Genomic DNA, 26,963 nt, shown 5'->3' with positions numbered 1-26,963 from the left:
CATGGTGAGCGGCTTCGCTATGCCCAAAATCTGGAGAAAGCTCGCTATGGATATTCCCGTTAATGCAGCAAAACCGGGGCGTCGGCGTTATCTGACGCTGGTGATGATCTTTATTACGGTGGTCATTTGTTATGTCGACCGCGCTAACCTTGCCGTGGCTTCCGCCCATATTCAGGAAGAGTTCGGCATTACCAAAGCGGAAATGGGCTATGTATTTTCGGCCTTCGCCTGGCTATATACCTTATGCCAGATCCCCGGCGGTTGGTTTTTAGATCGCGTAGGTTCACGCGTGACTTATTTTATTGCGATATTTGGCTGGTCAGTGGCGACGTTATTCCAGGGCTTTGCCACGGGCTTAATGTCATTAATTGGTCTGCGCGCGATAACCGGTATTTTCGAAGCGCCCGCGTTCCCGACCAATAACCGAATGGTGACCAGCTGGTTCCCGGAACATGAACGCGCTTCTGCCGTGGGTTTTTATACGTCTGGTCAGTTTGTCGGTCTGGCGTTTCTGACTCCGCTGCTGATCTGGATTCAGGAAATGTTGAGCTGGCACTGGGTGTTCATTGTCACCGGCGGTATCGGCATTATCTGGTCGCTGATTTGGTTTAAGGTTTATCAGCCGCCGCGCCTGACCAAAGGCATTAGCAAAGCTGAACTGGATTACATTCGTGACGGCGGCGGTCTGGTGGATGGCGATGCGCCAGTGAAAAAAGAGTCGCGTCAGCCGCTAACAGCCAAAGACTGGAAACTGGTGTTCCATCGTAAACTGATCGGCGTCTATCTTGGGCAATTTGCGGTGGCTTCTACACTGTGGTTCTTCTTAACCTGGTTCCCGAACTATTTAACCCAGGAAAAAGGAATCACAGCGCTGAAAGCGGGCTTTATGACCACGGTGCCATTCCTTGCGGCGTTTGTTGGCGTCCTGCTCTCAGGCTGGGTCGCGGATCTGCTGGTACGTAAGGGCTTTTCACTGGGCTTTGCGCGTAAAACGCCGATTATCTGCGGTTTGCTGATCTCCACCTGCATTATGGGTGCTAACTACACCAACGATCCGATGATGATTATGTGCCTGATGGCGCTGGCATTCTTCGGCAACGGTTTTGCTTCGATTACCTGGTCGTTAGTCTCTTCTCTGGCACCGATGCGGCTGATTGGTTTAACCGGCGGCGTGTTTAACTTCGCCGGTGGTCTGGGCGGCATCACCGTTCCGCTGGTGGTAGGGTACCTGGCGCAGGGTTACGGTTTCGCGCCTGCACTGGTTTATATCTCCGCCGTCGCGTTGATTGGCGCGCTCTCTTACATCCTGCTGGTGGGCGATGTGAAGCGCGTTGGATAATCTTTAAACTGTGGAATATGCGCCACACCACTGCGCATAATCCACTTTCGTAAAGCCGGTGCGGTCAGGCATTGGCTTTTTACTATTTTGCTGAAGAGTTTTAAACGCAGTGTGCGGGTGGCGCGCCAGTAGGCGGCGTTGCTCTTCTCCGGTTGCTTGAGTAACACCGAACGCAGAATCTCTGCGCTATCCAGCGCATAGCTAATCCCCTCCAGTGAGCTGGCGCTGATAAATCCCGCCGCTTCACCAATCAGAAAGGCGTTGTCCTTACCGCAGACAAAATCCTGCCAGCGTGAGGGAAACAGCACCGTGCATTTTTCGCTTTTTACCGCCTTACCAAACTGGAACTGAAAGGCGCTCATTTTCTCTTTTAGCGCCGTGAAGCGCGCCTGGCCGTCTTTCATTGGATAGGCACCGCCAAAGATAAAATAACCGTCTTTGCTGATACTCCATGAGTAACAGTCAGTTATCGCATTATCAAAGATGCAGGAGTAGAACGGTACCGGATGTTTCTCTGCGAACCACTGCTGGATAGCGACATATTTACGAATTTGATGGTTCGGGTAGAGATGTCGCCGCACCATCGAGTTGGCACCATCGGCACCGACCAGATAGCGGGCGGTAATGTGTTGCTCCCAGCCGTCTGCGCGAAAAATGACATGCCATTTATCATCCTCATGCCAGATTTTCCGGCACAGGCTATCGTGGTAAACCTCAACGCTGGTGGGAATGAGCGATTTCATCCATAAGTCGAAAGCATGGCGATTAATATTGATATAGCTTCGCTGGTAGTTACGTGTAAGCGATGCGGCGACGTCGACGGTTTTGACGCTGAAAATCTGCGGATTGGCGATCACATCGACAGGAAGCGTCAGTCCATCGCGAATAAAAGATCGCTGCGCGTCCGGTGCCAGCAGACCGCCACAAGGCTTGCTGAAACCTTCAGTACCATGCTGGTGCTTTTTATCCAGCGCGATCACCTGCATTTTGCTGGCTAACTTTCGCGCCAACGCCGAACCTGCCGGGCCGAGGCCAATAATCGCCACGTCGAAATGTTCCATCTTTTCACTCACATTCATTACGATGGCAAAAGACTATTGTCTGAAAGTGAAGTCCTTGTGAAGTATGATGGCGGAAACCGTTTTGTATCAGGACCGCGCCATGAAACAGATAACCTTTGCTCCCCGTAATCACCTGCTCACCAATACCAATACCTGGACGCCCGACAGCCAGTGGCTGGTATTTGACGTGCGTCCTTCTGGGGCGTCGTTTACCGGTGAGACCATTGAGCGCGTGAATATCCATACCGGCGAGGTCGAGGTTATCTACCGTGCGTCACAGGGCGCACACGTCGGCGTGGTGACCGTTCATCCGAAGTCAGAGAAATATGTCTTTATTCACGGCCCTGAAAATCCTGATGAAACATGGCATTACGACTTCCATCATCGACGCGGCGTGATTGCTGAAAGCGGCAAGGTGAGCAATCTCGATGCAATGGATATTACCGCGCCGTATACGCCAGGAGCGCTGCGTGGCGGCAGCCATGTACATGTCTTTAGCCCGAACGGTGAAATGGTGAGCTTTACCTATAACGACCATGTAATGCATGAACGCGATCCGGCGCTGGATTTGCGAAATGTCGGTGTTGCTGCACCGTTTGGCCCGGTCAACGTACAAAAGCAGCATCCGCGTGAATACAGCGGTAGCCACTGGTGCGTACTGGTGAGTAAAACAACGCCCACGCCGCAGCCTGGCAGTAATGAAATCAATCGTGCTTATGAAGAAGGATGGGTAGGAAATCACGCGCTGGCGTTTATTGGCGACACACTTTCGCCAAAGGGCGAGAAAGTGCCGGAGCTGTTTATCGTTGAGTTACCGCAAGATGAAGCTGGCTGGAAAGCAGCTGGTGATGCGCCGTTAAGCGGAACGGAATCGACCTTGCCTGCGCCACCGCGTGGCGTCGTGCAGCGACGTTTAACTTTTACCCATCATCGGGCTTATCCGGGGGTAGTCAACGTTCCGCGCCACTGGGTGCGCTGTAATCCGCAGGGGACGCAAATCGCGTTTTTAATGCGTGATGATAACGGCATTGTGCAACTGTGGCTTATCTCACCACAGGGCGGCGAGCCACGCCAGTTAACTCATAACAAAACGGATATTCAGTCTGCATTTAACTGGCACCCTTCCGGGGAATGGCTGGGTTTTGTGCTGGATAATCGAATTGCTTGCGTCCATGCGCAAAGCGGCGAGGTTGAGTATTTAACCGAAAACCACGCCAATCCCCCTTCTGCGGACGCCGTGGTCTTCTCGCCGGATGGTCAATGGCTGACGTGGATGGAAGGTGGCCAGCTGTGGATCACCGAAACTGATCGCTAAATCAGTTATCAGGCATTCTGGCCGGTGGAATAACCGCATTGGTGGCTTGCGCGTTGGCTTCGCTTTTTTCAACGCGTGAGCGCACCGAGCTGTCTTTGCGGAACACATCCCACGGCAGTAAAAGCGTGTCCATCACAGCGGTAAACGGCATATCGAGAATCGCCAGCGACTTAGTGCCCCAGTTGGTTTCATCGTCGCCAATCATGGTGGCGCTGGCGCGGGTGCCGGGATACGTTCCTTCTTTTCCCCCGGTATGGGACATCACGCTGGAGCATCCTCCGAGTAATGTCATTCCGCTGCATATCATGAACGCTAACAACACATTTCTTATCATAATAAATTCATCTGTTGATCGTGGGTGTTGGCCTGATGAGTTATAGCGATCCCTTGCTGAAAATAACATCATCATTACGTCGCACTGTGGCGGCTATCGCACTTTAACGTTTCGTGCTGCCCCCTCAGTCTATGCAATAGACCATAAACTGCAAAAAAAAGTCCGCTGATAAGGCTTGAAAAGTTCATTTCCAGACCCATTTTTACATCGTAGCCGATGAGGACGCGCCTGATGGGTGTTCTGGCTACCTGACCTGTCCATTGTGGAAGGTCTTACATTCTCGCTGATTTCAGGAGCTATTGATTATGCGTAACTTTGATTTATCCCCGCTTTACCGTTCTGCTATTGGATTTGACCGTTTGTTTAACCACTTAGAAAACAACCAGAGCCAGAGTAATGGCGGCTACCCTCCGTATAACGTTGAACTGGTAGACGAAAACCATTACCGCATTGCTATCGCTGTGGCTGGTTTTGCTGAGAGCGAACTGGAGATTACCGCCCAGGATAATCTGTTGGTGGTGAAAGGTGCTCATGCCGACGAACAAAAAGAGCGCACCTATCTGTACCAGGGCATCGCTGAACGCAACTTTGAACGTAAATTCCAGTTAGCTGAGAACATTCATGTTCGTGGCGCTAACCTGGTGAATGGTCTGCTGTATATCGATCTCGAACGTGTGATTCCGGAAGCGAAAAAACCGCGCCGTATCGAAATCAACTAATTCCCTAAGGCCGCCTGGCGCGGCCTGATATCTCCATGCTCGCCGTCAGGGAGCATATGCGAATCTTCGGATTTGCAGGTATTTACTCGCTTCTTAGAAGGAGAAATGACTATGCGTAACTTCGATTTATCCCCACTGATGCGTCAATGGATCGGTTTTGACAAACTGGCCAACGCACTGCAAAACGCCGGTGAAAGCCAGAGCTTCCCGCCGTACAACATTGAAAAAAGCGACGATAACCACTACCGCATTACCCTTGCGCTGGCAGGTTTTCGTCAGGAAGATTTAGATATTCAACTGGAAGGTACGCGCCTGAGCGTAAAAGGCACGCCGGAGCAGCCAAAAGAAGAGAAGAAATGGCTGCATCAAGGGCTTATGAATCAGCCGTTTAGCCTGAGTTTTACGCTGGCTGAAAATATGGAAGTCTCTGGCGCAACCTTCGTAAACGGTTTACTGCATATTGATTTAATTCGTAATGAGCCTGAACCCATCGCAGCGCAGCGTATCGCTATCAGCGAACGTCCCGCGTTAAATAGCTAACTAGCTATTCTCTTTGCCCCACCATTCTGGTGGGGCTTTTTTTGTCTTTCTTCTTCAACAATGCGTTAATTTTCGCCTGTTTAAGATATTTCGGCACGTTCTTTCCCGTGATAATGTGCGCTATAAGGCAAATCTGCTTCACCGATTCAGCCATAATCCGTAGCAATTAAAATGTTATCTCAAGAGAAATGGACGATGAGTGATATAGCATTAACGGTCAGTATTCTGGCTTTGGTGGCAGTCGTCGGTTTGTTTATCGGCAACGTCAAATTTCGCGGCATAGGATTAGGTATTGGCGGCGTGCTGTTTGGTGGGATCATCGTCGGCCATTTTGTTTCTCAGGCGGGGATGACATTAAGTAGCGATATGCTGCATGTTATTCAGGAATTTGGCCTGATCCTGTTCGTTTATACCATCGGTATTCAGGTGGGGCCGGGCTTCTTTGCTTCATTGCGCGTCTCCGGATTACGCCTCAACTTGTTTGCTGTTTTGATTGTCATCATCGGTGGTCTGGTTACCGCCATCCTGCATAAGCTGTTTGATATTCCACTGCCGGTCGTGCTGGGGATTTTCTCCGGTGCGGTGACCAATACGCCAGCGCTGGGGGCGGGGCAGCAGATCTTGCGCGACCTGGGTACACCAATGGAAATGGTCGATCAGATGGGGATGAGCTACGCGATGGCGTATCCATTTGGCATTTGCGGGATCTTGTTCACCATGTGGATGTTGCGGGTTATTTTCCGCGTCAATGTCGAGACAGAAGCTCAGCAGCACGAGTCTTCACGCACCAATGGCGGTGCGCTGATCAAGACTATCAATATTCGCGTTGAGAACCCTAACCTGCATGATTTAGCCATTAAAGATGTACCGATTCTCAACGGGGACAAAATTATCTGTTCGCGTCTGAAACGAGAAGAAACCCTAAAAGTACCTTCGCCAGATACTATTATCCAACTGGGCGATTTGCTGCATCTGGTGGGGCAGCCAGCGGATTTACATAATGCGCAACTGGTGATTGGTCAGGAGGTCGATACCTCGCTGTCCACGAAAGGCACTGATTTACGCGTCGAGCGTGTGGTGGTCACCAATGAAAACGTGCTTGGTAAGCGTATTCGCGATCTGCACTTTAAAGAACGCTATGACGTTGTTATCTCGCGTCTGAACCGTGCCGGGGTCGAACTGGTCGCCAGTGGTGATATCAGCCTGCAGTTCGGCGATATCCTCAACCTGGTGGGGCGTCCGTCCGCAATTGATGCCGTTGCTAATGTGCTGGGGAATGCGCAGCAGAAACTGCAACAGGTTCAGATGCTGCCGGTGTTTATTGGTATCGGGCTTGGCGTATTATTAGGTTCTATTCCCGTCTTTGTGCCGGGATTCCCGGCGGCGTTGAAACTGGGACTGGCGGGCGGTCCGCTGATTATGGCGTTGATCCTCGGGCGTATCGGCAGTATCGGTAAGCTGTACTGGTTTATGCCGCCAAGCGCCAACCTCGCGCTGCGGGAGTTGGGGATCGTGTTGTTCCTCTCGGTAGTAGGTCTGAAATCCGGTGGGGATTTTGTCAATACACTGATCAATGGCGAAGGGCTAAGCTGGATTGGTTATGGTGCTCTCATCACCGCCGTTCCGCTGATTACGGTCGGCATTCTGGCGCGGATGTTAGCCAAAATGAATTACCTGACCATGTGCGGGATGCTGGCTGGCTCCATGACCGATCCTCCGGCGCTGGCATTTGCTAATAATCTTCATCCAACCAGCGGTGCGGCGGCACTCTCTTATGCCACTGTCTATCCGTTGGTGATGTTCCTGCGCATTATCACCCCACAATTACTGGCGGTGCTCTTTTGGAGTATCGGTTAACTCTTTTCCGGGTGGAGTCGCCGTAAATGGTACTCCACCTGGTATTCACTGGCATTTCTGAACATCACTGAATAATTCAAAAACTCTCCGCTCTCACTATATGACAACGAGGTGATCCGCAGCAGTGGTGTGTGTTCCGCTACCTTCATTTGCCGCGCCAGTAGTCTATCGGCGAGCACCGGCGTCAGGCTTTCATAATTACCGCCAATCAGAATCCCGCACTCTTGTTCAATATATTCAAACTTCGACCCTTCCAGATGTTGCAGCGAAAGGTTACGGAACAGTTTTACCGGCATATAGCTATCTTCCAGCATCAGCGGTTTCCCTTCCACAAAACGAACGCGACGGGAGAAGTAGATCTGCTCGTTGATTTGAATCCGTAATTGGCTGGCAATGGCCGGAGGCGCAGGCATGATTTCAAATATTAGCACCTGGCTGGTGACCGTTTTCCCCTGGCGTTTTAACACCTCCACCAGCCCGGTCAGGCTGGCAGTTTGATGCAGTACATCTTTGCGCACCAGATAAGTACCGCTGCCGTGGCGGCGGACCACCAACCCCCACGCCACCAGCAGGTCAATGGCTTTACGGATGGTCATCCGTGATACCGCAAATTCTTCCGCCAGCTTTTTTTCACCGGGAAGAAGACTGTTTAGCGTGAAATCCGCGGAGTTAAGTCGAATTCTTAACCGCTCCGCAATGCTTTTGTAGATCATCTCTAGATCTCTTTTTTGCCTGCAAGCCCGGGTAAAGCGCCCACAAATTTCGATTAATCCGTTGAAAAAGCATCTTTTTTTTAGTGATGTGTTCGATGCTGTGTACCCGTGTTCACAGATGTCTACTTTTTCGCGAAAACGTAGATCTCTACCGCTCAACGAAAAGCATGAAAGCGATCACGAATCCCACTGGGTCGTCATGTTCTGCCGATAGCATCTTCCTATCCTCGCTCCAGGCCTGCCGCATAACCAATCAGGCTTCCTACTTACAGAATTGAGAAAAGAGGATGTGGAAATGCTCAGTCAAATTCAACGCTTTGGCGGCGCGATGTTCACGCCAGTGCTGCTGTTTCCCTTCGCCGGGATTGTGGTGGGTCTTGCCATTTTGCTGCAAAACCCGATGTTTGTCGGGGAATCACTGACCGATCCGAACAGTTTATTCGCGCAAATCGTACACATCATTGAAGAGGGCGGTTGGACGGTATTCCGTAATATGCCGCTGATTTTTGCTGTCGGTTTACCCATTGGCCTTGCTAAGCAAGCGCAGGGGCGTGCTTGTCTGGCGGTGATGGTGAGTTTCCTGACCTGGAACTATTTCATCAACGCGATGGGAATGACCTGGGGAAGCTACTTCGGCGTCGATTTCTCTCAGGACGCAGTGGCAGGTAGCGGGCTGACAATGATGGCCGGAATTAAAACCCTCGATACCAGCATTATCGGCGCAATTATCATTTCCGGCATTGTGACAGCGTTGCATAACCGTCTGTTCGATAAAAAACTGCCGGTTTTTCTCGGCATTTTTCAGGGGACATCTTATGTGGTGATTATCGCCTTCCTGGTGATGATCCCATGCGCGTGGCTGACATTGCTCGGCTGGCCAAAAGTACAAATGGGGATTGAATCTCTGCAAGCGTTCCTGCGTTCGGCGGGTGCGCTTGGGGTCTGGGTTTACACCTTCCTCGAACGCATTCTGATCCCAACCGGTTTACACCACTTCATCTACGGACCGTTTATCTTTGGTCCGGCAGCTGTTGAGGGCGGCATTCAGATGTACTGGGCGCAGCATCTGCAAGAGTTCAGTCTGAGCGCCGAGCCGCTGAAATCGTTGTTCCCGGAAGGCGGTTTTGCCCTGCACGGCAACTCAAAAATCTTTGGTGCCGTGGGCATTTCTTTAGCGATGTACTTCACCGCTGCACCGGAAAATCGGGTAAAAGTGGCGGGCTTGCTGATCCCCGCAACCTTAACCGCCATGCTGGTGGGAATTACCGAACCGCTGGAATTTACCTTCCTGTTCATTTCACCGTTGCTGTTTGCGGTACACGCCGTGCTGGCGGCCTCAATGTCGACCGTAATGTATCTCTTTGGTGTGGTGGGCAACATGGGCGGTGGTTTGATTGACCAGGTTTTACCGCAAAACTGGATCCCGATGTTCAGCAACCACGCGGATATGATGCTGACCCAAATCGCCATTGGGTTGTGCTTTACCCTGCTGTACTTCGTGGTTTTCCGCACCCTGATTCTGCAATTCAACATGTGCACGCCGGGACGTGAAGATGCGGAGGTGAAGCTCTACTCAAAAGCCGAATACAAAGCCTCGCGAGGCCAAACTACCGCTGCAGAGCCCAAAAAAGAGCTGGAGCAGGCTGCCGGCATCCTGCAAGCCCTGGGCGGGGTGGGCAATATCTCCAGCATCAACAATTGCGCGACGCGTCTACGTATTGCACTGCATGACATGTCACAAACGCTGGATGACGAAGTCTTTAAAAAGCTGGGAGCGCATGGCGTCTTCCGTAGTGGTGATGCCATTCAGGTGATCATTGGTTTGCATGTTTCCCAGCTGCGTGAACAGCTCGATAGCTTAATTAATTCTCATCAATTAGCAGAAAAAGTTGCCATTACGGAGGCAGTATAATGACCAAATTCTCAGTGGTTGTCGCAGGCGGTGGAAGCACCTTTACGCCAGGCATCGTGTTGATGTTATTGGCGAATCAGGATCGTTTCCCGCTTCGCGCACTGAAATTTTATGATAACGATGGCGCACGGCAGGAAGTGATTGCCGAAGCCTGTAAAGTTATTCTTAAAGAGAAAGCGCCGGACATTGCGTTTAGCTACACCACCGATCCTGAAGTGGCGTTCAGCGACGTTGATTTTGTCATGGCGCACATTCGTGTCGGCAAATATCCGATGCGCGAACTGGATGAAAAAATACCGCTGCGCCACGGCGTTGTCGGTCAGGAAACTTGCGGACCCGGCGGAATAGCGTACGGCATGCGATCTATCGGTGGCGTCCTGGAACTGGTGGATTATATGGAAAAATATTCACCAAATGCCTGGATGCTCAACTACTCCAACCCGGCAGCAATTGTGGCAGAAGCCACACGTCGTCTGCGCCCGAACGCGAAAATCCTCAACATCTGTGACATGCCAATCGGTATTGAAAGTCGGATGGCGCAAATTGTTGGGCTGCAAGATCGCAAACAGATGCGCGTGCGCTACTATGGTCTGAACCACTTTGGCTGGTGGACATCAATTGAAGATTTGCAAGGCAACGACCTGATGCCCCAACTGCGGCAATATGTCTCAAAGCACGGTTATGTTCCACCGCAGCAAGATACGCATACCGAAGCGAGCTGGAACGACACCTATGCAAAAGCGCGGGATGTACAGGCACTGGACCCGGATACATTGCCGAACACCTATCTGAAATATTATCTCTTCCCGGATTATGTCGTTCAGCATTCCAACCCTGAACATACCCGCGCGAATGAGGTGATGGAACATCGCGAGAAACAGGTTTTCGATGCTTGCCGCGCCATTACGGCGGCAGGAAATTCAGCGGCGGGCAAGCTGGAAATTGACGAACATGCGTCATACATCGTCGATCTGGCGGCGGCAATTGCCTTCAACACTCAGGAGCGGATGTTGCTGATTGTGCCTAACAACGGGGCAATTCATAACTTTGATGATGAAGCGATGGTCGAGATCCCGTGTCTGGTCGGGCACAACGGACCAGAACCACTGGTGGTCGGCGATATCCCGCAGTTTCAGAAAGGGTTAATGAGTCAGCAAGTGGCGGTGGAAAAACTGGTCGTGGACGCCTGGGAACAGCGTTCATATCAGCACCTGTGGCAGGCGATTACGTTGTCGAAAACGGTACCGAGCGCCGCGGTCGCCAAAGCTATTCTGGATGAGTTGCTGGAGGCCAACAAAGCGTACTGGCCAGAGTTACGTTAATTGTGTGGACTGGCATCCGTTGGGTGCTGGTCCGTATTCTTTAGCACAGCTGACGGCGCATAACCAAATTTATGTTTAAAGGCTTTGCTGAAATGAAAGGAGTCGAAGAAGTTGAGTGTATCAGCGACTTCGCCAACCGAGTTCCCTTGTTGCTTTAATAGCGATAGCGCCAGATCCAGACGCGCATCGAGGTAATATTCTTTGGGCGTCTTGCCGGTATAGCGTAAAAACAGACGACGCAACCAGGCTTCGCTACAGGGGATCGTGGCAGCCATATCGGCTACGCTCCAGCGTTGTTGCAGACTGGCATGTAAAGTGGCAATTAGTTTTTCAATTTGCCGCCGTTGTGGATCTTTTTTACCGTCTGAGTACATAAGACAAATCCACTGATAAATAATTTTCGTCAGAAAAGCGACTGCCAGATTATTTTTTATTGCTTCTGGTGAAGTAATTAATTCAGCAACTTCGGTGAGTTCCTGATTATAAACTTCACCATTATAAATAACGCTTTGCTGACCGACGGGAATATCCATCATACTGGTGGGGGTAAATTCCATCCAGTACTGTTCCCAGACTAAACCTTCACAGTGATAAGAGTGAATATCCATTGGCTTTAAAAATATAATACAGTTGCCATGCAGTGTTATTTGTTCACCATTCTTTAAAATAATTTTCCCACATCCTTGTACGGTATACACCGCAACCCATGAGTTGGCGATAAGCGGTTTCTTCTTGTCCCGCGGCCAGATCACCCGATAATGCTCGTCGGCGTAGGTATGCCAGAGCGAGATCAGAGAAATTCCGCTGGAGATCACATTTTCGTTAATCAATAAGGGAATATTGTACGGAGTTTCGTTTTTTACATCCGAACTTTGCAATTTTCCATTCATTTTAATATCCCTCCGGCGAATTATGCTCACAACCTGAACTTAACAGAAAACAATCCGTTCAGGGATACGACGTTTGTATTTTAAGAATCTGACTGCCTGACCCGACGCATTTTACCTCTCCCTATATTCATGCGTCCGGGACATAAACATAAATAAGGGCTATGAGATGAATTCGTTACAAATCTTGAGTTTTGTCGGTTTTACGCTGCTGGTGGCGGTCATCACCTGGTGGAAGGTCCGCAAAACAGATACCGGATCGCAACAAGGCTATTTTCTTGCCGGACGTTCACTAAAAGCGCCGGTTATTGCCGCTTCGTTAATGTTAACCAACCTTTCCACGGAACAACTGGTTGGACTTTCCGGGCAGGCCTACAAAAGCGGCATGTCGGTGATGGGCTGGGAAGTCACTTCTGCGGTGACGCTGATCTTCCTCGCGCTAATCTTTTTACCGCGCTATCTGAAGCGTGGCATTGCCACCATCCCCGATTTCCTGGAGGAACGTTATGATAAAACGACGCGTATTATCATCGACTTCTGCTTCCTCATTGCCACCGGTGTCTGCTTTCTGCCGATTGTTCTCTACTCCGGCGCGTTGGCGCTCAACAGCCTGTTTCACGTCGGGGAATCGTTACAAATTTCCCACGGCGCAGCGATCTGGCTACTGGTTATTTTGCTTGGCCTGGCGGGAATTTTGTATGCGGTGATCGGCGGACTGCGCGCAATGGCAGTGGCGGACTCCATTAACGGTATTGGGCTGGTTATTGGCGGGTTGATGGTGCCGATATTTGGCCTGATCGCGATGGGCAAGGGCAGCTTTATGCAGGGCATTGAGCAACTCACCACCGTTCACGCCGAGAAATTAAACTCAGTCGGTGGCCCGACCGATCCCTTGCCGATTGGCGCGGCATTTACCGGTTTGATTCTGGTGAACACCTTTTACTGGTGTACAAATCAGGGCATCGTGCAACGCACGCTGGCGTCAAAAAGCCTGGCGGAAGGGCAAAAGGGGGCGCTGTTAACGGCGGTGCTGAAAATGCTCGACCCGCTGGTACTGGTGCTGCCAGGGTTGATTGCGTTTCATCTGTATCAGGATTTACCTAAAGCCGACATGGCCTACCCGACGCTGGTCAATAACGTTCTGCCAGTGCCACTGGTGGGTTTCTTCGGCGCGGTGTTATTTGGTGCGGTGATCAGTACCTTCAACGGCTTTCTGAATAGCGCCAGTACGTTGTTCAGTATGGGTATTTACCGGCGCATCATTAACCAGAATGCCGAGCCGCAACAGCTGGTCACCGTTGGGCGCAAATTTGGTTTCTTTATCGCCATCGTTTCGGTGCTGGTCGCGCCGTGGATCGCCAACGCGCCGCAGGGGCTGTATAGCTGGATGAAACAGCTCAACGGTATTTACAACGTGCCGCTGGTTACCATCATCATTATGGGCTTTTTCTTCCCGCGCATTCCGGCACTGGCGGCAAAAGTGGCGATGGGGATTGGCATAATCAGCTACATCACCATCAACTATCTGGTGAAGTTCGACTTCCATTTCCTCTATGTGCTGGCCTGTACGTTCTGTATCAACGTGGTAGTGATGCTGGTGATCGGTTTTATCAAACCGCGCGCCACGCCGTTCACCTTCAAAGATGCGTTTGCGGTGGACATGAAGCCGTGGAAAAACGTCAAGATCGCGTCAATTGGCATCTTGTTCGCGATGATTGGCGTCTATGCCGGGCTGGCTGAATTCGGCGGCTACGGTACGCGCTGGTTAGCGATGATCAGTTATTTCATCGCTGCCGTAGTGATTGTCTACCTGATTTTTGACAGCTGGCGGCATCGCCACGACCCAGCCGTAACGTTTACTTCCGATGCGAAGGATAGCCTATGAAACGCCCCAATTTTTTGTTCATCATGACCGATACCCAGGCCACCAATATGGTCGGTTGCTATAGCGGTAAGCCGCTGAATACGCAAAATATTGATAGTCTGGCGGCGGAAAGTATTCGCTTTAATTCCGCCTATACCTGTTCACCGGTTTGTACACCAGCACGGGCCGGACTATTCACCGGTATCTACGCTAACCAGTCCGGCCCGTGGACCAACAACGTTGCCCCGGGCAAAAACATCTCTACGATGGGGCGCTACTTTAAGGATGCGGGCTATCACACCTGTTATATCGGCAAATGGCATCTCGACGGTCATGATTATTTCGGCACTGGCGAGTGTCCACCGGAGTGGGACGCTGATTACTGGTTCGATGGGGCGAACTACCTTAGCGAACTGACGGAAAAAGAGATCAGCCTGTGGCGCAATGGCCTAAACAGTGTTGAGGATTTACAGGCGAACCAGATCGACGAAACCTTCACCTGGGCGCACCGCATCAGCAATCGGGCGGTAGATTTTCTGCAACAGCCCGCGCGCGCCGAGGAACCCTTCCTGATGGTGGTTTCGTATGATGAGCCGCATCACCCGTTCACTTGTCCGGTTGAGTATTTAGAGAAATACGCTGATTTTTACTACGAACTGGGCGAAAAAGCAGAGGATGACCTGGCGAACAAACCGGAACATCACCGCTTATGGGCGCAGGCAATGCCATCGCCAGTCGGTGATGACGGGCTTTATCACCATCCGCTCTATTTTGCCTGCAATGACTTTGTTGATGACCAAATTGGACGGGTCATCAACGCATTAACGCCAGAGCAGCGTGAAAGTACGTGGGTCATTTATACCTCCGATCACGGCGAAATGATGGGCGCACATAAGCTGATCAGTAAAGGAGCCGCGATGTATGACGACATCACCCGTATTCCGCTGATCATCCGTTCACCGCAAGGGGAGCGGCGACAGGTCGATACACCTGTCAGCCATATTGACTTACTGCCGACAATGATGGCGCTGGCAGATATTGAAAAACCAGACATTCTGCCAGGGGAAAATATCCTTGCTGTGAAAGAGCCGCGTGGCGTGATGGTGGAATTTAACCGTTATGAGATTGAGCATGACAGCTTTGGCGGTTTTATTCCGGTGCGTTGCTGGGTGACGGATGACTTTAAACTGGTGCTAAACCTCTTCACCAGTGATGAACTTTACGATCGCCGTAACGACCCAAATGAAATGCATAACCTGATCGATGATATCCGTTTTGCCGACGTTCGCCGCAAAATGCATGACGCCTTGCTGGATTACATGGACAAAATTCGCGATCCGTTCCGCAGTTACCAATGGAGTCTGCGTCCGTGGCGTAAAGATGCGCAACCGCGCTGGATGGGGGCGTTCCGTCCACGCCCACAGGATGGCTATTCGCCGGTAGTACGCGACTATGACACCGGCCTGCCAACACAAGGGGTGAAGGTGGAAGAGAAAAAACAGAAGTTTTGACGACAATGCCCGTTGGCGATAACCCAGCGGGCAAAATATTCAGGCTGCTTAAACCAGTGAACTGCCGGTCAGGAAAGAAAACATCAGGAATATCAGCAGAAGGCTGCAGATGATGCCGATGCCAAAAAGCAAGGTATGGAAAGCCAGCGTCCCGCCGCCAAAAACCAGAGCGCCGCGAATGCCCCAGCGATTTTCCTTACGCATACCGCCAATAAATGCGCAAAGTAGCGCGGCAATGGCCAGTGCGATTCCACCTTGATCGAGGATTTTATCGACATCTACATCCTCTTTTTTCTCCACGGTGGTAATTTTTTCGCCTTTTATTCCGGCGAGAAGACCTCTTTTAATTTCAGCCGTTTTGTCCGCCACGATGCTTTCAAGCGTTGGCGGTGGTGCGGAAAAAGGGCCGAATGAAAAGTGGATAATCCCCATCATTAAAGCGATGGCACCGAACAGCATGCCCAATGAACTGATTTTATTTTGCGCTATGATACCCATCTGACCTCCTTGTAGCGGATGGCAAAAGCATATCAGGAAACAGGCGGACGAAATTCTTAAAAAAACCGCTAAAGGTAGAGCGTTAGTGAAATTGCAAAGGAGCAACAATGAAAATTTCCCGCCTCGGAGAAGCGCCCGATTACCGCTTCTCGCTGGCTAATGAGCGTACTTTTTTGGCGTGGATCCGTACTGCACTAGGATTTCTGGCGGCGGGGGTTGGGCTTGATCAACTTGCGCCAGATTTCGCCACGCCCGTCATTCGCGAACTGCTGGCGTTGTTGTTGTGTCTGTTTTCCGGCGGGTTAGCGATGTATGGCTACTTGCGCTGGTTACGCAATGAAAAAGCGATGCGTCTGAAAGAGGACCTGCCCTATACCAACAGCTTATTAATCATCAGCTTAATATTGATGGTCGTGGCGGTGATCGTTATGGGACTGGTGTTGTATGCCGGATAGCCGCAAAGCCAGACGCATTGCCGACCCAGGGCTGCAGCCGGAGCGTACATCACTGGCGTGGTTTCGTACCATGCTGGGCTACGGCGCGTTGATGGCGTTGGCTATCAAACACAACTGGCACCAGGCGGGCATGTTATTCTGGATTTCGATTGGCATCCTCGCCATCGTAGCGCTGATCCTCTGGCACTACACCCGTAATCGCAATTTAATGGATGTCACGAATAGCGATTTTTCCCAATTTCACGTAGTCCGTGACAAATTTTTGATCTCCCTCGCGGTGTTATCTCTCGCAATACTGTTTGCTGTAACGCATATACATCAACTTATCGTATTTATTGAGAGAGTCGCATGACAGGAAGTCAGGTCATTGATGCTGAAGAGGACAGGCATAAACTGGTTGTAGAGTATAAGGATGCTCTGCAACCTGCCGATTTTTATTACAATTTCAAACAGCGGGGCATCCGCTCCGTACAGCTTATTCCCCATCTTGAATTTGATGACCGGGGCGATCTGACGGCCGCTTCGGTGACAGCAGAGCTGTGGGGGAAATTTTTAATTGCCCTGTTCGAGTGTTGGGTACGGGCAGATATCAGTCGTATCTCGATTGAGCTTTTTGACGCCACCCTACAAAAATGGTGTGGCAGCGAAAACCCGCAACCGGGCCGTGGCTGCCAGGCGTGCGACTGGCATCGGCTGTGCCCGCACGCTCGGGAGGAGACGCCAGACAACGTGCTTTGTGCGGGCTATCAGGCGTTTTATTCTTACTCCGCGCCGCATATGCGGGTGATGCGTGATCTGATAAAGCAGCATCGTTCTCCCATGGAGCTGATGACGATGCTGCGGTGACGTGAGCTTAAACGGGCTGCCCCTGATGCGACATCCGCGTCGCCAGCGGTAGCCAGCACAGCACGATCAACAATCCCATTAAGGTCATCAACAACCCCAGGCTGCCCTGACCGGTTTGCGGCAACATCGCAGAGAGCGACGCAAGCACGCCGGAACCAATGTTTTGCAGACCGCCGACCAGCGCGCCAGCCGTGCCCGCCAGGAAGGGGAACGGTTCCATTGCGCCGCTGGTAGCCAGCGGAAACAGCATCCCGGCACCGAAAAAGAACAGCGCGGCGGGAACGAGCAGCGTCCAGACATTCATCACGCCAAACCAGTCGGGGATCCACATCAGCAAGCCAGCCAGCAGGCAGCAGATAACCGACTGCCACATCAACGTTGAGAAGCGTTTATTAGGACGTCCGGCAAACCATGCCCCAAAAAATGCCGCCGGAATCGGCAGAATAAACAAAATACTGACCGTCATACTGCTCAGCCCTAATACCGCACCCATCAGCACGCCGGAACAGGCTTCAAAGGCGGCAATCCCGGCCAGACCGCCAATCAGCATCAGCAAATAACAGTTAAAACCACTGTTACCGAAAAGTGTTTTATAACTGGTAAGCAGGCGCGTGCGCGGTGCATCTACCGGACGCGTTTCCGGCATCCAGCGCGCCATACTGAAGGTCACACCGGCACAAAGTACCAACAGGAAGAGATAACAGGCGCGCCAGTTCCACATCGTATCCAGCAGACCGCCGATTAACGGTGCGAGCAACGGACTGACGAGAATCCCCATATTTAACAGGCTGTTAGCATGACGCAACTGTGTCCGTTCATATAAATCACGCGGCAATGTACGCGCCATCACGCCGCCTACGCCGGTGCCCATCCCCTGCATCGCGCTGGCGGCAATCAACACCGTCAAACTGGAGGTCGTGACCGCGACCAGCGTTGCCAGCATAAAAATGGACATTCCGACGAGGATCACCGGTCGGCGACCCACACGGTCGGATATCGGGCCATAAAACAGTTGCGAGACACCGTAAGTCAGCAGATAAGCGCCCATTACGCTTTGCACCGCCCCTTCACGAACGTTGAGATCGCGCGCCATATCGGCAATAGCTGGAATATAAATGGTTTGCGCCATCTGACCGACGGCCACGAGTAATACCAACATCAATAACAAATTGACGTTTCTATGCCTTTTCATTATCACGGATGCTTTTAGAAAAATAATTAGAATAAGTCACTACGCATTCCCATAAATGCGGGAGAGGAATCTATCACATTGATGAATGTTAGCCAGATATACGCCAGGAATGGGGAATTGTTTAGCGGCAGAATATGTAAACAAAAGCGGCAATAAATGTTGCCGGGAGGGATGGTAGGTCGGATAAGATGCGTCAGCATCGCATCCGACACCAACCCACACGCTAAATATAAAAGGGGAGCGGTTACCCGCTCCCCTTTGGTGCGACTTGAATCTGAATTACTTCAGGTATTTCAGAACAGCATCAAGCAGTTGCAGTGCTGCAACAATGAGTTTGAGGATAAGAATGGCGATATCCACCAGGCTCATACGCGTCTCCTGTGGTTCAGGAGCACTGCCAGCTGACGTACCTTTCCGCTGCCTGTTGCCAGCTGTTGTGCACGCGGTATCTCAAGGAGAAACGTTGTGCTGTTGACATAACACAGTGTGCTCTCGCGGGGTTAAGGCGCTGACGGCACCACCCGTTTCAGCCAGGACTTAGTGCGCCGGGTAACGATGCGGCCCCCGCATAACACATTGCGTACAGTGATATTATAGAAGTGTACTGTATAAATAAACAGTAATATTTAGACAAAACGTAAACTGTGATCGATACTCCACTATGTACTAAATACGTCAAAATTCGTGCCGAAATTGCGCGTTCTGCGCGGAACACGTATACTTTCTGTGTTGACATAATACAGTGTGCTTTGCGGTTACCAGCCGCGGGCGGCTGACGAAACCTCGCTCCGGCGGGGTTTTTTGTTACCTGCAGTACAGTACAAAACGTGATCAATCCCTCAATTTTCCCTTGCTGAAAAATTTTCCATTGTCTCTCCTGTAAACCTGTGCTTGTATAAATATTGTTAAACACAAAACCAACAAGGTCCCCAATGACTACTTCCATGCTCAACGCAAAACTACTACCAACTGCGCCATCCGCCGCAGTGGTCGTCGTGCGTGTGGTGGTGGTCGTCGGCAATGCGCCGTAGGGACTGGAACAACACACGATTCCAAAACCCCGCCGGCGCAAACCGGGCGGGGTTTTTCGTTTAAGCACCTCCCGGAAAGTCGGCCCAGAAGAAAAGGACTGGAGCATGGCAAGTTCGGGCACATCATCGACACGTAAGCGCTTTACCGGCGCAGAATTTATCGTTCATTTCCTGGAACAGCAGGGCATTAAGATTGTGACGGGCATTCCGGGCGGTTCTATCCTGCCTGTTTACGATGCCTTGAGCCAAAGCACGCAAATCCGCCATATTCTGGCTCGCCATGAACAGGGCGCGGGGTTTATCGCTCAGGGAATGGCGCGCACCGACGGTAAACCGGCGGTTTGTATGGCCTGTAGCGGACCGGGTGCGACTAATTTGGTGACTGCTATTGCCGATGCGCGACTGGACTCCATCCCGCTGATTTGCATCACCGGCCAGGTTCCTGCCTCAATGATCGGCACTGACGCCTTCCAGGAAGTGGACACCTACGGCATCTCTATCCCCATCACCAAACACAACTATCTGGTCAGACATATCGAAGAACTCCCGCAGGTCATGAGCGATGCCTTCCGTATTGCGCAATCAGGCCGCCCTGGCCCGGTGTGGATAGACATTCCTAAGGATGTGCAAACGGCAGTTTTTGAGATTGAAGAACAGCCCGGTATAACAGAAAAAGCTGCCGCGCCTGCGTTTAGTGAAGAGAGTATTCGTGACGCAGCTGCAATGATTAACGCCGCCAAACGCCCGGTGCTTTATCTGGGCGGTGGTGTGATCAATGCGCCTGCGCGAGTGCGTGAACTGGCGGAGAAAGCGCAACTGCCTACCACCATGACTTTAATGGCGCTGGGCATGTTGCCAAAAGCGCATCCGTTGTCGCTGGGTATGTTGGGGATGCACGGTGTGCGCAGCACCAACTACATTTTGCAGGAGGCGGATTTGTTGATTGTGCTCGGTGCGCGTTTTGATGACCGGGCGATTGGCAAAACCGAGCAGTTCTGCCCGAATGCCAAAATTATTCATGTCGATATCGACCGCGCAGAGCTGGGCAAAATCAAGCAGCCGCACGTAGCGATTCAGGCGGATGTTGATGACGTGCTGGCGCAGTTGATCCCGCTGGTGGAAGCGCAACCGCGTGCAGAGTGGCACCAATTGGTAGCCGATTTGCAGCGCGAATTCCCGTGTCCAATCCCGAAAGCGTGCGATCCGTTAAGCCATTACGGCCTGATCAACGCCGTTGCCGCCTGTGTCGATGACAACGCGATTATCACCACCGACGTGGGTCAGCATCAGATGTGGACCGCGCAGGCTTATCCGCTCAATCGCCCACGCCAGTGGCTGACCTCCGGCGGGCTGGGGACGATGGGTTTTGGCCTGCCTGCGGCCATTGGCGCAGCGCTGGCGAACCCGGATCGCAAAGTGTTGTGTTTCTCCGGCGACGGCAGCCTGATGATGAATATTCAGGAGATGGCGACCGCCAGTGAAAACCAGCTGGATGTGAAAATCATTCTGATGAACAACGAAGCGCTGGGGCTGGTACATCAGCAACAGAGTTTGTTCTACAAGCAGGGCGTTTTTGCCGCCACCTATCCGGGCAAAATCAACTTTATGCAGATTGCCGCCGGATTTGGCCTCGAAACCTGTGATTTAAATAACGAAGCCGACCCGCAGGCCGCGTTGCAGGAAATTATTAATCGTCCTGGGCCAGCGCTGATCCATGTGCGCATTGATGCCGAAGAAAAAGTGTACCCGATGGTGCCGCCAGGTGCGGCGAATACTGAAATGGTGGGGGAATAAGCCATGCAAAACACAACTCATGACAACGTGATTCTGGAGCTCACCGTTCGCAACCATCCGGGCGTAATGACCCACGTTTGTGGCCTTTTTGCCCGCCGCGCTTTTAACGTTGAAGGCATTCTTTGTCTGCCGATTCAGGACAGCGACAAAAGCCACATCTGGCTACTGGTCAATGACGACCAGCGTCTGGAGCAGATGATAAGCCAAATCGACAAGCTGGAAGATGTGGTGAAAGTGCAGCGTAATCAGTCCGATCCGACGATGTTTAACAAGATTGCGGTGTTTTTTCAGTAAGGAGCGACATTAAACTGCTCGGGGTGATTACTGATGAGCGATTTTTGATAGATCCGTTCAGATATATAGGGTGAAATTGTGCCAGAGACCATCTCAGGCACAATTTATTGGCCCTGACGTTAATTAGAGTCCAGCACTGGTCATTCGCGGGTTGACGATTAGGGCTAAAATTTCCAGCGATGGCGCTAAATTCTGATTGCTGTCTATACCAGTGATCATGACTAGCATTCTATAAATTAATTGCTCATCGTGAGGTATATTATGGCAAGCCCTATAAACAATGGGACAAAGATATCAAATTCCTGCTCTCCCTCTATTTTAGATAAGGAAATAAATATAGCAGATGAGCTTCATATTAAGAATTATGCAAAAAAATATTCACCAGGCAGTAATTTTGCAAAATGGATGTTACAGGAAATAAAACGCTTAATAGTAAATATCATGTCCGGTTCTCGGAACGTTAGCACTGATATTCTTGACTATTTTCATCCTATGCCAGGAACAGAAAATAATGGTAATCGTACCTGGATGGCGGCGACTGGAGAGAGTGAATATACCGTAATCGAACAAACAGGTGACAAATCTTTTAAGATTATACAGAAGGATGAAAATTCAAATGAACGAACCGAAATATCATATTCTGGAGTGGCTGTGGCGACTATCATCAAGTCGCTTTCTGAAAAGACTGCCGCGCTAGAGACTCACTCCGCTGATACACTTTTGAGGAAAAGTATTGTCAATTGTATTGTTATGAAAAACAAGGATGCTAAAAAAGTAATTAATGCAGACATTGAGAATAATATATATGATTTGTTAAAGCTGCAAATTCAAAAAGATGAAGGGTATTTACCTGTTCATGAAAGTTTTAACAGCGCTGATGTTTTTTTGGAATCCATAATTATGGATGCGCATAGAACTATAAAAGAACAAAGTCAGCAAAATGGTGCTGCTAAAATAACTTGCTGCGGTGTTGAGTTAAGTAAAGACATTCTTGAGATTTTTGCAAACAAAATTAAAATAATTGAAAACGAAACAAAGAATAGTCAAAGCACACTTCAACAAATAGTTCCGCTGGTTTGCTTTAAAGACGATGAATCTTCTCAGTTAAGTAAATTATTAAAACAATCAAAGAGTAACATTACTGATGATAAGATTGATGAAATAATCGATTGCTTATCTAGTCCTCAAGGGATTTCATGTTTTTATCATGCTTGCATACAATCCTATCAAAGTTATTTAAAAGGCATAACTCCAGATGTTTTACAGGGGATAAATAAGAGTATGGAAAGATTAAGTTCGGGTAAATCAGGTTATACTTTGGTAGGAGGGGGTAAGTATGTTAATGAAATATATTTTACCAAAAAAGATTTTAGACAAAAGCTGTATGTAGCGAGTGTTAGTAATGATGGGGATGAAGTTAAGCTTGAGTGCTCTCGTTATTTTACTAAAGGTGTGATTAAAGAAGAGTCCACCGATAATTCATTTTCTTTTACATTTTCCGGTGCCGCAACAATCGCTGATTTATAATTTACCCCTGATAAAGCGCGCTTATCATAAAGGTGAGTACGTGTTCTTAACAATTTGTTTTTTGCCTGTGTTTTTGAAAATGAGCGATTTTTGATAGTTAATAAGTTGTGTTGATGATGCAATTGCACTGGAAAATAGTTAAGGAAAATAACAACACCATATAATTACTATTGAAATAAATGAAGAGTAGTGGTTGGCATAGAAATATTCATGATGCTAACTATTCATGTTTTTAACAATGTTAGAATATGCAAAATGTCATATTGTGAGGTTACTATGGTTAGTGCGACGGGTTCTATGAATTCAAGGAAAACAGAGGTTGATGATAGCCAGTTTCTTAATCAGAGTCTAAGGGATAGTATCGAAAGAAGTCTTGACGGAAATATTTCTAAATTTGATGTGATGGAACAAAGTGGTCTGCTCGGTAATTGTAGAACAAGGTCTGATAAAGCCACGTTTGGCGAAATTTTTCGTAGTTTGCTATTATATATTTTAGATTCTTTTAATATCTATCGACATGATGTTAGTGATAAATTAGTCCGTTATTTTCATGTTACGCCTGAATCGGTGAATGCTGATAAAAAAACATGGGTTGCTACCACGGGTATAAATAGTCAAATAACAATTGAGCAGACCGGCAGTAATGCATTTAGAGTCACTGAGATGTGTCGTGAGAACAATGGTAATAGCAACCAGTTGAAAAATAACACCAGGGTAAGGATTTTTAGTGGTCGAAATGTGGAAGAGTTTATACAGTTACTTTCACAACACGATAAATTGGAAAGAGAACAATTCTCAGAATTAACAATTGCTGCAAATGCTCTTAAGAAAGAACTGGTTAGTAATTATATAACAGGTAATAATGTATATAAAACTCAAGCTGAATCCCCATTAACAAATGCTTTGCAAAAACAAACTCAATTAATTCCAGATGATTTTCTTTATCAATCGTCCATAACAAAACTGTCTGTTGATAAAGGTGAGTTTGGCTCACTTCTTGGTGATGCAAAAAGGCAAGTGGGAGAGGGGAGTTCACATATTTCATGTTGTGGGGTGAAAATTAACCGTACTATACATAAGTTACTGAAGGAGAAAACCTCGGCTTTGGCTGAGCGTAAAGATGCCCATAAAATTAATCTCGATGCGCTTTTCAATGAAATTAAATTTACGCCAGCGCAATGTGATTTGGTAAGAAAATCTCTAGAGGATGAACATGTTGATAAAGTAAAAATAGCGAGTATTGTTTCTTGTCTCTCTAGTGTTTCAGGGATTGGTAATCTGTATTATGCTTGTTCACAGGCATTTCATGTGGCCCATGACGGAAAGGATATTAATGTATCTCAGGCAGGAAGTTCTCTTTATAGCATAATATCTGATAATCCTATTTTTTGTGCGTTGGGGGGGAGGATGAATTTGCTTTTTGCTGACTTTTCAGAGTATGCATTCAAACAAACTTATCATGTTGTAAAAGCAGTCGTAAATGAAGCTAAAAGCGATTTTGATATTGCAAATTTCATCTATACCACATCCGGTGAGTTACCAGAAAAAGACACTTATAAAAAAGATACTAATTATGAGTATTCCGCTGAATCTTATAGCTCTGCAGATTTTGAAGATACTTACTGGATGCCAGAAAAGTATAACGATATTATAACGAAAAATTTCTCAGGTAATATTACGATTGCAATCATCAAATAATTAGCTTTTTCTAAATCATACACGCTAAACGCTTACCTTTCAGGTAAGCGTTTTTGCGATAAGCGCAACATCAATCAGTCAATACATACCCATATCCAACTTGAACAACATCGCGCTTATCGTTAAGGTATGCGCGTTTTTTATCCGCCAGGACCCAATCATGATCACCGTTGCCCTTATAGACGATCACCTTATCGTCCGCTCCGGCTTTGCGCAGCTGCTGGGGCTGGAACCTGATTTGCAGGTAGTTGCCGAGTTTGGTTCGGGGCGCGAGGCACTGGCGGGGCTGCCGGGGCGCGGTGTGCATGTGTGTATTTGCGATATCTCCATGCCCGATATCTCCGGTCTGGAGCTGCTAAGCCAGCTGCCGAAAGGTATGGCGACAATTATGCTCTCCGTTCATGACAGTCCGGCGCTGGTTGAGCAGGCGCTTAACGCGGGGGCGCGCGGCTTTCTCTCCAAACGCTGTAGCCCTGACGAACTGATTGCTGCGGTGCATACGGTTGCCACGGGCGGCTGTTATCTGACGCCAGATATTGCCATTAAACTGGCATCCGGTCGCCAGGACCCGCTGACCAAACGTGAACGCCAGGTGGCGGAAAAACTGGCGCAAGGAATGGCGGTGAAAGAGATTGCCGCCGAACTGGGCTTGTCGCCGAAAACGGTACACGTCCATCGCGCCAACCTGATGGAAAAACTGGGCGTCAGTAACGACGTGGAACTGGCGCGCCGCATGTTTGATGGCTGGTGATGAAGACGTTGTTCTCCCGCTTAATTACTGTTATTGCCTGCTTTTTTATCTTCTCTGCCGCGTGGTTTTGCCTGTGGAGTATCAGCCTGCATCTGGTTGAGCGCCCTGATATGGCGGTGCTGTTATTTCCGTTTGGTCTTCGACTTGGGCTAATGTTGCAATGCCCACGCGGATACTGGCCAGTGCTGCTGGGCGCGGAATGGCTGCTGATTTACTGGCTAACGCAGGCGGTCGGGTTAAGCCATTTCTCCTTATTGATGATCGGTAGTTTACTGACGTTACTGCCCGTGGCGCTGATCTCACGCTATCGCCATCAACGCGACTGGCGCACCCTGCTGTTACAGGGGGCAGCGCTGACGGCGGCGGCGTTGTTGCAGTCGTTGCCCTGGCTTTGGTACGGCAAAGAGTCGTGGAATGCGCTGCTGTTAACTTTAACTGGCGGCCTGACGCTGGCCCCGATATGTCTGGTGTTCTGGCACTATCTCGCCAATAACACCTGGCTGCCGCTCGGTCCGTCATTGGTTTCTCAACCGATCAATTGGCGCGGGCGGCATCTGGTCTGGTACTTGCTGCTGTTTGTTATCAGTCTCTGGCTCCAGTTGGGATTGCCGGATGAACTGTCGCGCTTCACGCCATTCTGCCTGGCGCTGCCGATTATCGCGCTGGCATGGCACTACGGCTGGCAAGGGGCGCTGATTGCGACGTTGATGAACGCCATCGCGCTGATCGCCAGTCAAACCTGGCGTGACCATCCGGTCGATTTATTGCTCTCACTGCTGGTGCAAAGTCTGACAGGGTTGTTACTTGGCGCTGGCATCCAGCGGTTGCGTGAACTTAACCAGTCGCTGCAAAAGGAACTGGCGCGCAATCAGCATCTGGCTGAACGTTTGCTGGAAACCGAAGAGAGTGTGCGTCGTGATGTGGCGCGTGAATTACACGATGATATCGGTCAGACCATCACCGCCATTCGTACGCAAGCGGGCATTGTCCAGCGGCTCGCGGCGGATAACGCCCGCGTGAAACAGAGCGGGCAGTTCATCGAACAGTTATCCCTGGGCGTTTACGACGCGGTGCGCCGCTTGTTAGGGCGGTTACGTCCGCGCCAGCTGGATGATCTCACTCTGGAGCAGGCCATCCGCTCACTGATGCGGGAAATGGAGCTGGAAGGGCGCGGTATTGTCAGCCATCTCGAATGGCGAATCGATGAATCAGCGTTAAGCGAAAACCAGCGCGTGACGCTGTTTCGCGTCTGCCAGGAAGGGTTGAACAACATTGTGAAACATGCCGATGCCAGTGCGGTCACGTTGCAAGGCTGGCAGCAGGACGAACGGTTGATGCTGGTGATTGAAGACGATGGTAGCGGTTTACCGCCGGGTTCCGGGCAACACGGTTTTGGCCTCACCGGAATGCGCGAGCGAGTAACGGCGCTGGGTGGCACCTTGACCATCTCCTGTTTGCACGGCACGCGTGTCAGTGTTTCTCTACCTCAACGTTATGTCTAAG

Annotated in this window: 27 protein-coding genes and 1 other annotated feature; of the genes, 20 read left to right on the top strand and 7 right to left on the bottom strand. The window is 50.0% G+C overall.

Translation table 11 applies throughout. The features are described 5' to 3' along the window. Position 1 precedes the first annotated feature (1 nt). Positions 2-1,339 (top strand): MFS transporter, encoded by a 1,338-nt coding sequence (locus AACU19_RS20360; protein ID WP_000253459.1) that lies wholly within the window; start codon positions 2-4, stop codon positions 1,337-1,339. Here the strand turns inward: AACU19_RS20360 and cbrA are convergent. Then, positions 1,300-2,400 carry a colicin M resistance lipid reductase CbrA gene (cbrA, locus tag AACU19_RS20355; RefSeq protein WP_105278468.1) on the bottom strand — a complete coding sequence of 367 codons (1,101 nt, stop codon included), beginning with the start codon at positions 2,398-2,400 and terminating at the stop codon, positions 1,300-1,302. The two genes, AACU19_RS20360 and cbrA, sit on opposite strands and share 40 nt — an antisense overlap. Positions 2,401-2,500: 100 nt before the next feature. On the opposite strand from cbrA, the gene AACU19_RS20350 reads away from it, so the two are divergent. Beyond that, positions 2,501-3,715: a DUF3748 domain-containing protein gene (locus AACU19_RS20350; RefSeq protein WP_198599081.1), complete on the top strand. Its 1,215-nt coding sequence runs from the start codon at positions 2,501-2,503 to the stop codon at positions 3,713-3,715. A 1-nt stretch (position 3,716) separates the two neighbouring features. On the opposite strand, the gene AACU19_RS20345 is transcribed toward AACU19_RS20350, so the two are convergent. Then, positions 3,717-4,049, bottom strand: coding sequence for a YceK/YidQ family lipoprotein (locus AACU19_RS20345; RefSeq protein ID WP_000620888.1), 333 nt, complete (start codon positions 4,047-4,049; stop codon positions 3,717-3,719). A 239-nt stretch (positions 4,050-4,288) separates the two neighbouring features. Next, positions 4,289-4,361: a sequence feature (ROSE (Repression Of Heat Shock gene Expression) occurs in the 5'-region of heat shock genes and acts as an RNA thermometer to modulate expression.), on the top strand. Here AACU19_RS20345 and ibpA point away from each other — a divergent pair. From ibpA to AACU19_RS20330, 3 genes are all read left to right on the top strand, one after another. After that, on the top strand, positions 4,355-4,768 hold the full coding sequence (ibpA, locus tag AACU19_RS20340) for a small heat shock chaperone IbpA (RefSeq protein WP_001243437.1): 414 nt from the start codon (positions 4,355-4,357) through the stop codon (positions 4,766-4,768). (Overlaps the previous feature by 7 nt.) Positions 4,769-4,879: 111 nt before the next feature. Beyond that, complete coding sequence (gene ibpB / locus AACU19_RS20335) at positions 4,880-5,308, top strand: small heat shock chaperone IbpB (protein WP_001243426.1); 429 nt, start codon at positions 4,880-4,882, stop codon at positions 5,306-5,308. Between the two features lie 195 nt (positions 5,309-5,503). Continuing rightward, positions 5,504-7,165: a putative transporter gene (locus tag AACU19_RS20330; protein WP_025731828.1), complete on the top strand. Its 1,662-nt coding sequence runs from the start codon at positions 5,504-5,506 to the stop codon at positions 7,163-7,165. Here the strand turns inward: AACU19_RS20330 and AACU19_RS20325 are convergent. Further along, positions 7,162-7,878: a GntR family transcriptional regulator gene (locus tag AACU19_RS20325; protein ID WP_001300779.1), complete on the bottom strand. Its 717-nt coding sequence runs from the start codon at positions 7,876-7,878 to the stop codon at positions 7,162-7,164. The genes AACU19_RS20330 and AACU19_RS20325 overlap by 4 nt on opposite strands. A gap of 295 nt (positions 7,879-8,173) precedes the next feature. On the opposite strand from AACU19_RS20325, the gene AACU19_RS20320 reads away from it, so the two are divergent. Both AACU19_RS20320 and AACU19_RS20315 read left to right on the top strand, forming a co-directional pair. Further along, the gene (locus AACU19_RS20320) at positions 8,174-9,790 is read left to right on the top strand and encodes a PTS sugar transporter subunit IIB (protein WP_000951108.1); all 1,617 of its coding nucleotides are present in this window, start codon (positions 8,174-8,176) and stop codon (positions 9,788-9,790) included. Next, the gene (locus tag AACU19_RS20315) at positions 9,790-11,112 is read left to right on the top strand and encodes a 6-phospho-alpha-glucosidase (protein ID WP_000160110.1); all 1,323 of its coding nucleotides are present in this window, start codon (positions 9,790-9,792) and stop codon (positions 11,110-11,112) included. The genes AACU19_RS20320 and AACU19_RS20315 overlap by 1 nt, the downstream gene beginning before the upstream one ends. Here the strand turns inward: AACU19_RS20315 and AACU19_RS20310 are convergent. After that, positions 11,109-12,002 carry a helix-turn-helix transcriptional regulator gene (locus AACU19_RS20310; protein ID WP_001366762.1) on the bottom strand — a complete coding sequence of 298 codons (894 nt, stop codon included), beginning with the start codon at positions 12,000-12,002 and terminating at the stop codon, positions 11,109-11,111. The genes AACU19_RS20315 and AACU19_RS20310 overlap by 4 nt on opposite strands. A gap of 166 nt (positions 12,003-12,168) precedes the next feature. On the opposite strand from AACU19_RS20310, the gene AACU19_RS20305 reads away from it, so the two are divergent. Both AACU19_RS20305 and AACU19_RS20300 read left to right on the top strand, forming a co-directional pair. Further along, the gene (locus AACU19_RS20305; protein ID WP_105278452.1) at positions 12,169-13,884 is read left to right on the top strand and encodes a solute:sodium symporter family transporter; all 1,716 of its coding nucleotides are present in this window, start codon (positions 12,169-12,171) and stop codon (positions 13,882-13,884) included. Then, positions 13,881-15,374 carry a sulfatase-like hydrolase/transferase gene (locus AACU19_RS20300; RefSeq protein WP_105278451.1) on the top strand — a complete coding sequence of 498 codons (1,494 nt, stop codon included), beginning with the start codon at positions 13,881-13,883 and terminating at the stop codon, positions 15,372-15,374. Before AACU19_RS20305 ends, AACU19_RS20300 begins: the two co-directional genes overlap by 4 nt. A gap of 48 nt (positions 15,375-15,422) precedes the next feature. On the opposite strand, the gene yidI is transcribed toward AACU19_RS20300, so the two are convergent. After that, positions 15,423-15,872: a protein YidI gene (yidI, locus tag AACU19_RS20295; RefSeq protein ID WP_105278450.1), complete on the bottom strand. Its 450-nt coding sequence runs from the start codon at positions 15,870-15,872 to the stop codon at positions 15,423-15,425. Between the two features lie 107 nt (positions 15,873-15,979). Here yidI and AACU19_RS20290 point away from each other — a divergent pair, with 107 nt between their 5' ends. Genes AACU19_RS20290 through AACU19_RS20280 form a run of 3 tightly spaced genes read left to right on the top strand, consistent with a single transcriptional unit; the run spans position 15,980 to position 17,173 of the window. Continuing rightward, positions 15,980-16,327, top strand: coding sequence for a YidH family protein (locus AACU19_RS20290; RefSeq protein WP_000703959.1), 348 nt, complete (start codon positions 15,980-15,982; stop codon positions 16,325-16,327). Next, positions 16,317-16,679: a DUF202 domain-containing protein gene (locus AACU19_RS20285; RefSeq protein ID WP_001113432.1), complete on the top strand. Its 363-nt coding sequence runs from the start codon at positions 16,317-16,319 to the stop codon at positions 16,677-16,679. Before AACU19_RS20290 ends, AACU19_RS20285 begins: the two co-directional genes overlap by 11 nt. Continuing rightward, the gene (locus AACU19_RS20280; RefSeq protein ID WP_000148071.1) at positions 16,676-17,173 is read left to right on the top strand and encodes a radical SAM protein; all 498 of its coding nucleotides are present in this window, start codon (positions 16,676-16,678) and stop codon (positions 17,171-17,173) included. The genes AACU19_RS20285 and AACU19_RS20280 overlap by 4 nt, the downstream gene beginning before the upstream one ends. Before the next feature lie 7 nt (positions 17,174-17,180). Here AACU19_RS20280 and emrD read toward each other — a convergent pair whose 3' ends face one another. Next, complete coding sequence (gene emrD / locus AACU19_RS20275; RefSeq protein ID WP_001306726.1) at positions 17,181-18,365, bottom strand: multidrug efflux MFS transporter EmrD; 1,185 nt, start codon at positions 18,363-18,365, stop codon at positions 17,181-17,183. 81 nt (positions 18,366-18,446) lie between these two features. Here emrD and ysdE point away from each other — a divergent pair, with 81 nt between their 5' ends. Next, positions 18,447-18,521 carry a protein YsdE gene (gene ysdE / locus AACU19_RS20270; RefSeq protein WP_211180519.1) on the top strand — a complete coding sequence of 25 codons (75 nt, stop codon included), beginning with the start codon at positions 18,447-18,449 and terminating at the stop codon, positions 18,519-18,521. A 123-nt stretch (positions 18,522-18,644) separates the two neighbouring features. Here the strand turns inward: ysdE and tisB are convergent, their stop codons facing one another. Continuing rightward, positions 18,645-18,734, bottom strand: a complete 90-nt coding sequence (tisB, locus tag AACU19_RS20265) for a type I toxin-antitoxin system toxin TisB (RefSeq protein WP_000060506.1) — start codon at positions 18,732-18,734, stop codon at positions 18,645-18,647. 563 nt (positions 18,735-19,297) lie between these two features. On the opposite strand from tisB, the gene ivbL reads away from it, so the two are divergent. From ivbL to uhpB, 7 genes are all read left to right on the top strand, one after another. Continuing rightward, positions 19,298-19,396, top strand: coding sequence for an ilvB operon leader peptide IvbL (gene ivbL / locus AACU19_RS20260; protein WP_001300753.1), 99 nt, complete (start codon positions 19,298-19,300; stop codon positions 19,394-19,396). A gap of 105 nt (positions 19,397-19,501) precedes the next feature. Further along, entirely contained in the window at positions 19,502-21,190 is a 1,689-nt protein-coding gene (gene ilvB, locus AACU19_RS20255; protein WP_105278449.1) for an acetolactate synthase large subunit, read from the top strand. 3 nt (positions 21,191-21,193) lie between these two features. Continuing rightward, complete coding sequence (gene ilvN / locus AACU19_RS20250) at positions 21,194-21,484, top strand: acetolactate synthase small subunit (RefSeq protein ID WP_001181706.1); 291 nt, start codon at positions 21,194-21,196, stop codon at positions 21,482-21,484. Between the two features lie 261 nt (positions 21,485-21,745). Continuing rightward, the gene (locus tag AACU19_RS20245; RefSeq protein ID WP_105278448.1) at positions 21,746-23,011 is read left to right on the top strand and encodes a hypothetical protein; all 1,266 of its coding nucleotides are present in this window, start codon (positions 21,746-21,748) and stop codon (positions 23,009-23,011) included. A 213-nt stretch (positions 23,012-23,224) separates the two neighbouring features. Beyond that, complete coding sequence (locus AACU19_RS20240) at positions 23,225-24,709, top strand: hypothetical protein (protein ID WP_241957766.1); 1,485 nt, start codon at positions 23,225-23,227, stop codon at positions 24,707-24,709. A gap of 160 nt (positions 24,710-24,869) precedes the next feature. After that, positions 24,870-25,460 (top strand): transcriptional regulator UhpA, encoded by a 591-nt coding sequence (gene uhpA / locus AACU19_RS20235; protein ID WP_105278446.1) that lies wholly within the window; start codon positions 24,870-24,872, stop codon positions 25,458-25,460. Then, positions 25,460-26,962, top strand: coding sequence for a signal transduction histidine-protein kinase/phosphatase UhpB (uhpB, locus tag AACU19_RS20230; RefSeq protein WP_105278445.1), 1,503 nt, complete (start codon positions 25,460-25,462; stop codon positions 26,960-26,962). The genes uhpA and uhpB overlap by 1 nt, the downstream gene beginning before the upstream one ends. Position 26,963: the final 1 nt, after the last annotated feature.

The sequence above is a fragment of the Escherichia sp. MOD1-EC4550 genome (genome assembly GCF_963876935.1).
Lineage (GTDB): Bacteria > Pseudomonadota > Gammaproteobacteria > Enterobacterales > Enterobacteriaceae > Escherichia > Escherichia coli_F.
This window is presented reverse-complemented; position numbering and strand designations above follow the sequence as displayed.

Bases quoted from the DNA above. Each gene is read 5' to 3' on its own strand.
- yidI (WP_105278450.1), bottom strand. From the start codon at position 15,872: ATGGGTATCATAGCGCAAAATAAAATCAGTTCATTGGGCATGCTGTTC.
- AACU19_RS20350 (WP_198599081.1), top strand. From the start codon at position 2,501: ATGAAACAGATAACCTTTGCTCCCCGTAATCACCTGCTCACCAATACC.
- AACU19_RS20245 (WP_105278448.1), top strand. From the start codon at position 21,746: ATGGCAAGCCCTATAAACAATGGGACAAAGATATCAAATTCCTGCTCT.
- ilvB (WP_105278449.1), top strand. From the start codon at position 19,502: ATGGCAAGTTCGGGCACATCATCGACACGTAAGCGCTTTACCGGCGCA.
- ilvN (WP_001181706.1), top strand. From the start codon at position 21,194: ATGCAAAACACAACTCATGACAACGTGATTCTGGAGCTCACCGTTCGC.
- AACU19_RS20315 (WP_000160110.1), top strand. From the start codon at position 9,790: ATGACCAAATTCTCAGTGGTTGTCGCAGGCGGTGGAAGCACCTTTACG.
- AACU19_RS20325 (WP_001300779.1), bottom strand. From the start codon at position 7,878: ATGATCTACAAAAGCATTGCGGAGCGGTTAAGAATTCGACTTAACTCC.
- emrD (WP_001306726.1), bottom strand. From the start codon at position 18,365: ATGAAAAGGCATAGAAACGTCAATTTGTTATTGATGTTGGTATTACTC.
- uhpB (WP_105278445.1), top strand. From the start codon at position 25,460: ATGAAGACGTTGTTCTCCCGCTTAATTACTGTTATTGCCTGCTTTTTT.
- AACU19_RS20320 (WP_000951108.1), top strand. From the start codon at position 8,174: ATGCTCAGTCAAATTCAACGCTTTGGCGGCGCGATGTTCACGCCAGTG.
- AACU19_RS20280 (WP_000148071.1), top strand. From the start codon at position 16,676: ATGACAGGAAGTCAGGTCATTGATGCTGAAGAGGACAGGCATAAACTG.
- ibpB (WP_001243426.1), top strand. From the start codon at position 4,880: ATGCGTAACTTCGATTTATCCCCACTGATGCGTCAATGGATCGGTTTT.
- cbrA (WP_105278468.1), bottom strand. From the start codon at position 2,400: ATGGAACATTTCGACGTGGCGATTATTGGCCTCGGCCCGGCAGGTTCG.
- AACU19_RS20345 (WP_000620888.1), bottom strand. From the start codon at position 4,049: ATGATAAGAAATGTGTTGTTAGCGTTCATGATATGCAGCGGAATGACA.
- AACU19_RS20360 (WP_000253459.1), top strand. From the start codon at position 2: ATGGTGAGCGGCTTCGCTATGCCCAAAATCTGGAGAAAGCTCGCTATG.
- AACU19_RS20305 (WP_105278452.1), top strand. From the start codon at position 12,169: ATGAATTCGTTACAAATCTTGAGTTTTGTCGGTTTTACGCTGCTGGTG.
- ivbL (WP_001300753.1), top strand. From the start codon at position 19,298: ATGACTACTTCCATGCTCAACGCAAAACTACTACCAACTGCGCCATCC.
- tisB (WP_000060506.1), bottom strand. From the start codon at position 18,734: ATGAGCCTGGTGGATATCGCCATTCTTATCCTCAAACTCATTGTTGCA.
- AACU19_RS20240 (WP_241957766.1), top strand. From the start codon at position 23,225: ATGCTAACTATTCATGTTTTTAACAATGTTAGAATATGCAAAATGTCA.
- AACU19_RS20300 (WP_105278451.1), top strand. From the start codon at position 13,881: ATGAAACGCCCCAATTTTTTGTTCATCATGACCGATACCCAGGCCACC.
- AACU19_RS20285 (WP_001113432.1), top strand. From the start codon at position 16,317: ATGCCGGATAGCCGCAAAGCCAGACGCATTGCCGACCCAGGGCTGCAG.
- AACU19_RS20330 (WP_025731828.1), top strand. From the start codon at position 5,504: ATGAGTGATATAGCATTAACGGTCAGTATTCTGGCTTTGGTGGCAGTC.
- uhpA (WP_105278446.1), top strand. From the start codon at position 24,870: ATGATCACCGTTGCCCTTATAGACGATCACCTTATCGTCCGCTCCGGC.
- AACU19_RS20290 (WP_000703959.1), top strand. From the start codon at position 15,980: ATGAAAATTTCCCGCCTCGGAGAAGCGCCCGATTACCGCTTCTCGCTG.
- ibpA (WP_001243437.1), top strand. From the start codon at position 4,355: ATGCGTAACTTTGATTTATCCCCGCTTTACCGTTCTGCTATTGGATTT.
- AACU19_RS20310 (WP_001366762.1), bottom strand. From the start codon at position 12,002: ATGAATGGAAAATTGCAAAGTTCGGATGTAAAAAACGAAACTCCGTAC.